At 71.7% G+C, this 7,755-nt stretch carries 8 protein-coding genes and 1 pseudogene; 7 read left to right on the top strand and 2 right to left on the bottom strand.

The genetic code is table 11. From position 1 onward, the window contains the following. Positions 1-196: 196 nt before the first annotated feature. Complete coding sequence (locus VF330_RS33280) at positions 197-403, bottom strand: hypothetical protein (RefSeq protein ID WP_090104856.1); 207 nt, start codon at positions 401-403, stop codon at positions 197-199. 84 nt (positions 404-487) lie between these two features. Between VF330_RS33280 and VF330_RS33285 the strand changes: the two genes are divergently transcribed. The 4 genes from VF330_RS33285 to VF330_RS33300 are packed head-to-tail and all read left to right on the top strand — an operon-like array spanning position 488 to position 3,050. Next, positions 488-940 (top strand): low molecular weight protein-tyrosine-phosphatase, encoded by a 453-nt coding sequence (locus tag VF330_RS33285; RefSeq protein WP_330855676.1) that lies wholly within the window; start codon positions 488-490, stop codon positions 938-940. After that, positions 919-1,662, top strand: coding sequence for a fructosamine kinase family protein (locus VF330_RS33290; protein ID WP_330855677.1), 744 nt, complete (start codon positions 919-921; stop codon positions 1,660-1,662). The genes VF330_RS33285 and VF330_RS33290 overlap by 22 nt, the downstream gene beginning before the upstream one ends. Positions 1,663-1,672: 10 nt before the next feature. Continuing rightward, positions 1,673-2,221: a DUF1349 domain-containing protein gene (locus tag VF330_RS33295; protein ID WP_330855678.1), complete on the top strand. Its 549-nt coding sequence runs from the start codon at positions 1,673-1,675 to the stop codon at positions 2,219-2,221. A 4-nt stretch (positions 2,222-2,225) separates the two neighbouring features. Then, positions 2,226-3,050 carry an SURF1 family protein gene (locus tag VF330_RS33300; RefSeq protein ID WP_330855679.1) on the top strand — a complete coding sequence of 275 codons (825 nt, stop codon included), beginning with the start codon at positions 2,226-2,228 and terminating at the stop codon, positions 3,048-3,050. On the opposite strand, the gene VF330_RS33305 is transcribed toward VF330_RS33300, so the two are convergent. After that, entirely contained in the window at positions 2,958-3,890 is a 933-nt protein-coding gene (locus tag VF330_RS33305) for a cobalamin biosynthesis protein (protein WP_330855680.1), read from the bottom strand. The two genes, VF330_RS33300 and VF330_RS33305, sit on opposite strands and share 93 nt — an antisense overlap. Before the next feature lie 72 nt (positions 3,891-3,962). Between VF330_RS33305 and VF330_RS33310 the strand changes: the two genes are divergently transcribed. From VF330_RS33310 to VF330_RS33320, 3 genes and pseudogenes are all read left to right on the top strand, one after another. Further along, positions 3,963-5,435 carry a DUF2397 domain-containing protein gene (locus tag VF330_RS33310; protein ID WP_330855681.1) on the top strand — a complete coding sequence of 491 codons (1,473 nt, stop codon included), beginning with the start codon at positions 3,963-3,965 and terminating at the stop codon, positions 5,433-5,435. Then, positions 5,432-6,625 carry a TIGR02678 family protein gene (locus VF330_RS33315; RefSeq protein ID WP_330855682.1) on the top strand — a complete coding sequence of 398 codons (1,194 nt, stop codon included), beginning with the start codon at positions 5,432-5,434 and terminating at the stop codon, positions 6,623-6,625. Before VF330_RS33310 ends, VF330_RS33315 begins: the two co-directional genes overlap by 4 nt. Further along, a pseudogene (locus tag VF330_RS33320) lies at positions 6,622-7,755 on the top strand (TIGR02680 family protein); the annotation flags it as partial. The gene VF330_RS33315 and the pseudogene VF330_RS33320, both read left to right, overlap by 4 nt.

Raw genomic sequence — 7,755 nt, forward strand, 5'->3', positions numbered from 1 at the left:
CTTACTCATCTAGGCCCTGTCCTGCAGGCCTGTTCGATGAGAGTCACGGTCGAGCGACCCGGAGGCGGTGCCGCCGCAGCGCCCTCATACCGGGCGTATCCGGGCGCTGCGGCGGTGCCGCCTCCGGGGCCCTCGGCCGCGACTATCGCGGACGAGGCCTGCAGGACAGGGCCTTGGACCAGCTCAGCGCCCCGCGTCACTGCATGTAGCGGCGGAGCTCGGTCAGGTGGCTGATCAGCTCGTCCAGCTGGAACGTGTCGAGCTGCGCGGACTCACCGGGCGGGGTGCGGAAGCAGACGCGACCCTTCTCGTTGAGGTACACCTCGAAGGCGCGACGGCGCCCGAGGGCGTCGGTGCACCCGATGATCTCCCGTTGCGGGGGCACGTCGGTACCTGTCTGCATGGGCGGCCTCCATGTCGTTTGTCCGTACATCTTGCGACAGTGCTTGAGCGTTACCGTGCGGCGGCACCCCATAGGCTGCTCGGCATGCACGTCTCGTTCGTCTGCACCGGCAACATCTGCCGGTCCCCAGTGGCAGCGCTCGTCTTCCGCGAGTGGCTGTCCCGGGAAGGATTGTCCTCCGAGGTCCGGGTGTCCAGTGCCGGCACCGGCGGCTGGCACGTCGGCGACCCCGCCGATCCCCGCGCGCTCAAGACGTTGGCCGACAACGGTTACCCGACCGACCACGTGGCCGCGCAGGTGGGGCCGGAACACCTGGACGCCGACCTGTTCGTCGCGCTCGACTCCGGGCACGCGCGCGCGTTGCGGCGGATGGTCGAGCCGGACCGGGTGCGGCTGCTCCGCTCGTTCGACCCGGACGCCGACGGAACCGACGTGCCGGACCCGTACTACGGCGACGACGCCGGGTTCACCGAGGTCCTGACCATGGTGGAGGCGGCGATGCCGGGGCTGGTCGCGTGGGTGCGCGAGCGGCTCTGAGGACGAAGGTCCAGTCACCGCGGGCCACCGCTGCCGAGGCGGCGGGCCTGCGGTGGATCAGCGTCGACGGCGGACCGCCGGTCCCCCGCGTGCACGAGGCCGAGCGGGGCCGGTTGGTGATCGACGAGATCGAGCACGGCACGCCGGATCTTCAGGCGGCCGTGACCTTCGGACGCCGGCTGGCCGCCCTGCACCTCGCGGGCGCCGAGGCGTTCGGCACCCCACCGCCCGGCGGTCCGCGCGAGGCGACCATCGGCACGGCGACGATGGTCAACGAACCGGCGCCGCGGTGGCCGGAGTGGTTCGCATCACAACGAATCGAGCCGTACGCCCGCCGAGCGGGCATCGACGTGAGCGAGGTCTGCGACCGCATCGGCGAGCTCGCCGGGCCGCCCGAACCGCCCGCGCGGCTGCACGGGGACCTGTGGAGCGGCAACGTGCTGTGGGGCGCGGACGGCCAGGTGTGGCTGATCGACCCGGCCGCGCACGGCGGGCACCGCGAGACCGACCTGGCGATGCTCCAGCTCTTCGGCTGCCCGTTCCTCGACCACGTGCTCGGCGCCTACCAGGAGGTCGCTCCACTAGCCGACGGCTGGCAGCGCAGAGTCGCGCTGCACCAGCTGTTTCCGCTGCTCGTACACGCCGTGCTGTTCGGCGGCGGCTACCGGGCGCAGGCCGCGGAGGCGGCCCGAACCGCACTGCGCGCGGGAAAGCCCTGGTAAGGATGAGGTCATGGACCTCACCGGATGGACGTGGCTCAACGAACCCAAGCAGTGGTCGACCGACCCGCTGACCGTGCACGCCGACCCCGGCAGCGACTTCTGGCGCCTCACCGGCAACGGCCTGGTCCGTGAGAACGGCCACCTGTTCGGCACGACGCTGAGCGGCGACTTCACCATCACGGCCACGTTCAGCGGCGACTACGCGGCGCAGTACGACCACGCCGGCATCGGGCTCGTCCTCGACGGCGAGACGTGGATCAAGGCCGGGGTCGAGGTGTACGAGGGGAAGCGCCAGGCCAGCACGGTCGTGACGCGCGGCTTCTCGGACTGGAACCTGGCGCTGGTGGGCGAGTTCGAGCGGTTCACGATCAGCGCGGAACGCAAGGGCGACGCGGTGTGGGTGAAGTACGGCGTCGACGGCGCGGCACCGGAGAACCTGCTGCGCAAGGCCTACTTCCCGCCGGAGCTGGAGACCAAGGTCGGGATCATGGCGGCGAGCCCGGACGGCGAGGGCTTCGCGACCCAGTTCCACGAGGTCCAGCTCACGCATCTACCGTGAGGACGTGCGGTTCAAGTTCCTCCTCAAGCCGGGCTGGCTGGCGCTGACCCTGGCCGTCTGGGTGTTCGCGGGTGCCTGCGTCTACCTGCTGTCGCCGTGGCAGTTCGGCCGCAACGACGAGCGCCAGGCGCAGAACTCCGCCATCACCAAGTCGTTGAAGAGCGACCCGGTCCCGTTCGGCGCCCGGCACGACGAGTGGCAGAAGGTCGAGCTCAAGGGCCGGTACGTGCCCGAACTGGAGGCGCTGGCGAGGCTCAGGACCGTCCAGGGCGAGGCCGCGTTCGAGGTCATCACGCCGTTCGAGACCACCACGGGCCACCGGGTGCTCGTCGACCGCGGGTACGTGCGGCCGGTCAACGGCATCAAGCCGCCGAACTTCGAACAGCCGCCCACCGGCGAGGTCACGCTGATCGGGCTGGCCAGGCCGAACGAGTCCAACTCCACGCCCGCGTTCGAGCAGGACGGGCGCAAGCAGATCTACTCGATCAACAACGACGCGGTCGGCCAGGGCATCGAGCCCGGCTACTACCAGCTCGTCGAGGACCAGCCGGGGGCGCTCGACACGCTGCCGCTGCCGCGGATCGAGTCCGGGCCGTTCTTCTCCTACGCGCTGCAGTGGATCGCGTTCGGCGTCATGGCGGTCGGCGGCTGGCTGTACTTCACGATCCGCGAGGCGCGGCCGGGTGGCGTGCTGCACGAGAACACGCCCAAGAAGCGCAAGAAGTCGATCGCCGAGCTACTTGCGGAAGAGGGCGACGAACGCGCTGACGAGCCCCGCTCCGAAGCCGACGACGCGGGACAGCTCCACGGCACGCGTCACGTGCCCTGAGTCCGGGTTGCGGCCGTGGCCCATCACCGGCCGCTCCTCGACGCCGTGCGAGTAGACCGTGCGGCCGCCGAGGCGGATCTCCAGCGCTCCGGCGAACGCCGCCTCGACCTGGCCCGCGTTGGGCGACGGGTGCGCGGACGCGTCCCGGCGCCAGGTCTCCAGGGCCTGCGGCGCCGAGCCGCCCACGACGGGAGCGCCGCCGATGGTCAGCAGGGCCGCCAGGCGCGACGGCGCGAGGTTCAGCAGGTCGTCCAGGCGTGCGGACGCCCAGCCGAACCGCAGGTAGCGCGGCGACTTGTGGCCGACCATCGCGTCCAGCGTGTTCGCCGCGCGGTAGCCGAGCAGCCCCGGCACACCGGCGACCGCACCCCAGAACAACGGCGCCACCACGGCGTCCGACGTGTTCTCCGCCACGGACTCCACGGTCGCGCGCGCCAGTCCGAGCGTGTCGAGCCGCGAAGCGTCCCGGCCGCACAGCGAAGGCAGGCGCGAACGAGCCGCGTCGAGGTCGCCGTCGGCCAGCTCGCGGCCCATCGACGTGCCCTCGGTGGCCAGCGAGTTGCCGCCCAGCACGGTCCAGGTCGCCACGGCGGTGGTCAGCGTCTGCGCCCAGAACCCGCGGCGGGCGAACCTCTCCACGGCGACACCGGCGGCCACGGTCCCGCCCACCAGCACGGCGGAGTAGACGGCGCCGGCCGCCTTCGAGTCGGCGTACACGCGCTTCTCCAGGGCCGCGGCGGTCTTCCCGAATGCCGCTACCGGGTGAAATCGGCGGGGATCGCCGAACACCGCGTCCGCCGCCACGCCCAGCAACAACCCCAACGCGCGCCCCGCGGCCACGGCATCCTCCCCAGCTCGTCGAAGGCACGGTAGCGCCGCGTCGCACGGACGCGCGCATTAGGGTGGCCGGTCGTGGAGCACAAGCGGCTGAAGTTGTACGCCTATCTGGACGCGCGCGATCACCAGCGCACGTACCTGGCGATCATGCGGCTGTTCACCTCCACGCTGCTCGCCGACCTGAGCGCGGGAGAGGTCGCCGGAGCACTGGCCGGGCAGGAGCGCGAAGGCCGCGTCGAGCAGGGCGAGAGCCGCATCGAGAACGTCATCAACCGCCTCAAGCAGCTGGTCGAGTGGGGCAACCTGGTCCAGGGCCGGCGCGAGGTCGTCGCCGCCAGCATCGCCGAGTTCCAGCACGGCAGCGTCCGCTACCAGGTCTCCAAGCTCGCCGTCCGCGTCCAGCGCGACGTCGACGAGCTGCTGCGCGTCCCAGAAGGCGCCCGCGAGGTCTCCCGCGAGCTGCTGCCCGCCATCGAACGCGGCCTCAACGAGCTCGGCGGGTCGCTCTCCGTCGCGCTGCTGAACGAGGGCGACAAGACCAAGGAGCTGCTGGCCGAACGCGTCACGACGCTGTTCCTGCAACACGCCGAGCTCGCCGCGACGGTCCGCGACTTCTACGCCTACCTCGGCCAGGTCGTGACGCGCAACCACCTCGCGCCCGAGGAGATCGCGGGTTTCCGCAACCTGCTGGTCGAGTACATCCAGCGCGTCGTCGAGGACGTCCTCAAGTACACGCCGCCGATCGCGGCGGCGCTGGCCGGGCTCACCAAGGCCCGCGGCGAGCTCGTCCGGCTCCTGGGCACCGACCTGGGCCAGCACGTCGAACGCGCCCGCGGCCGCACGCCGGAGGACTGGCAGGAGCTGACGGACTGGTTCGTCGACCGCCCCGGCCGCCCGAGCCAGGTCACGGCGCTGCGCGAAGCCACGGCCCGCGCGATCGGCAGCCTCCTGGCCAGCGTGAAACGAGCGACCTCCGGCGGCGGACTGCTGCCCGGCCGCAGGGCGGAGCTGCTGAAGCTCGCGGGGTGGTTCGACAACTCGACCCGCGAGGAAGCGCACGAGATCTACGCGTCGGCGTTCGGGCTCTACTCCGCCCGCCACCTCTCCCCCGCGCCGGAGCACGACTCCGACAACGAGCGCACGCCGTGGCGCGACGGCCCTGCCTGCGACGTCACGGTGAGTGTCCGGACGCGCGGCGACCGCGGGGCGCGCGGCAGGCCGTCCCGGATCCTCGACGACCCGATGACCGAGCAGTCGCTGCTCGCGGAGGCGCGGGAGGCCGACGAGATCCGCGCGCGGCACGTCACCGAACTGACCCGGGCCGCCGGGAACCTGGAGAACACCACGCTGACGCACGGCGCGCTGGAGGTCTTCTGCGAGCTGCTGACGCTCGCGATGGCCCAGCGCGACTCGCCGGACGACAGCGGGTCCGCGAGCGACCCCGTGCGCGGCCTCAACCTCGAGATCACCCGCGGCACGACGACCCGGATCAGGTCGGCCGCCGGGACGCTCACCCTGCACGACGCGACGGTGGCCCTCAAGCGATGAACCAGTTGGACAACCTCTCCGAGATCGACGCCGCGAACGTGGTCCGGTGCGCGCGGACGTTGCTGCGCCGGCCGATGCTGCGCGCCGACGGCCCGGACGGCGAGCTGCTGAGCCTCGTCTACCGGCACCGCGCGACGTTGCAGGACCTGTTCGCGGGCCTGCTCGGCTACCGGCTCGTCGTCGAACGCCGGTTCGCGCGCCTCTACAAGTCCGGTCCCGGTCACGACGACACGCGCGGCGTGATCGGCATGTCCCCGCGCGGCTACGCCTACCTGGCGCTGACGCTCGCCGTGCTCACCGGCGTCGGCCGGCAGACGCTGCTGAGCAGGCTCGTCGCCGACATCCGCGCCGCGGCGGTGGAAGCGGGCATCGACGCGCCGGACGACGTCACCGAACGGCGCGCGCTCACCGCCGCCCTGCGCCACCTGGTGTCCCTGGGCGTGCTGCACGAGACCGAGGGTTCGGTCGCGCAGGACCTGCTGCCGCAGGAGGCGCTGATCACCATCGACACCGACCTGCTGGGCCAGCTCGTCACCGGCCCGGTGGGCGAGGCGCAGAGCCCCGCCCACTTGGTCGAGCTGGCGGCGCGGCCGGGTCCGCGCGGCATCGAGCACGCCGTGCGGCGCCTGCTCGTCGAGACGCCGCTCGTGCTCTACGCGGACCTGCCGGACGACCAGGCGGAGTGGTTGCGGCGCAACCAGCGCAAGGAGACGGCGTTGCTGGAGCAGGCCTTCGGCCTCTACACGGAGTGCCGCGTCGAGGGCGTGCTGGCCGCCGACCCCGAGGACTTCCTGACCGACCTGTCGTTCCCCGGCGTCTCCACGGTCGCGCGCATCGCGTTGCTGGCCCTGCCCGACCTGGTGGACAGCGACGACGAGACCCCGCCCGCACGGCACGTCGTCACGGACGAACGCCTCCGCGAGGTCTGCGCGCGTCTGGTGGAGGACTACCCGGCGGCGTGGTCGAAGCAGTTCACCGACGACCTCGACCGGCTGGTCGCCGAGGTGGCGGAACTGTTGCGGCGCATGGGACTGGCCGCGCCGCACGAGCAGGGCTGGTCCATCAGCGCGGCCGCGCACCGCTGGCTGCCCTCGCCCGACGGCGACCCCGAACGAGAACAACCCGCTGAACCCGTTGTGGTGCGTGAAGTGCCGAGCTGGTCCCTGTTCGACGAGGAGAACGTGTCATGAGCAGGTGGCGGCTGCACCGCGGCGGCGTGGTCAACATCTGGCAGTACACCGAGCAGACGTTCGACTTCTCCGGTGGCCGCGCGATCTTCCAGGGCACCAACGGGTCCGGCAAGTCCCGCACGCTGGAGCTGCTGCTCCCGCTGTGCCTCGACGGCGACCTCCGGCAGGTCGGCTCCAAGGGCTTCGACACGGTCAGCCTGCGGCGCCTCATGCTCGACGACTACGACGGCGGCCCGAACCGCATCGGCTACACGTGGGTCGAGCTGGTCCGCGAGGCCGCCGACCACTCGGGCAACGAGTACCTGACCTGCGGTCTCGGTGTGAAGGCGTCGAAGACCTCGCAGGCGATCACGGACTCGTGGCGGTTCGTCACGCCGCTGCGCGTCGGCACGGAGCTCCAGCTCGCGGGCGCCGAACGGGTGCCGCACGGCCCGGCGCAGCTGCGGGACCTGATCGGCGCGGACTGCATGTTCGAGGAGCCGGCGTTCCGCGCGAAGATCGCGGAGACCGTCTACGGCGTGCCCGCGGCGCGGTACGGCGACCTGTTGCACCTCCAGCGGACGCTGCGCAACCCGGACGTCGGCCTGAAGGTGCTGGAGGGGCAGCTCGAACAGATCCTGTCCGACGCCCTGCCGCCGCTGGACCAGGCGATGGTCGAGCAGCTCGCGACGTCGTTCGACGACCTGGAGTCGATCCGCGAGAACATCGTGCGACTGTCCTCCGCGGACAGTGCGCTGACGACGTTCCTCAAGACCTACCGCGACTACGCGTTCGGCGGTCTCCGCAGCGCGTCCGAACGGTTGGACTCCGCCGAGAAGTCGGTGGCGAAGCTGCGCCGCGAGCACGCGAAGCTCGCGCAGGACCTCGACCTCACGCGGATGGAGCGGGCGGCGGCCGAGCAGGCGCTGACCGACATGGAGACCGGTGAGCAGCAGGCGGAGGAGACGATCGCGGCGCTGAAGGAACTGCCCGCGTTCCGCGACCTCCAGGACCTCAAGACGCGCGAGAACCTGGTGGCGCAGATGCGTTCGTCTGCCGTCGCGGCCCTGGAGACCGCGCACCGCCAGCGCGCGCAGGAGGACGCGGCGGTCGACGCCGTGCTGCGGCTGCTGCGGCGTCTCGCGGAGGAC

This window comes from Lentzea sp. (assembly GCF_036380075.1).
Classification (GTDB): domain Bacteria; phylum Actinomycetota; class Actinomycetes; order Mycobacteriales; family Pseudonocardiaceae; genus Lentzea.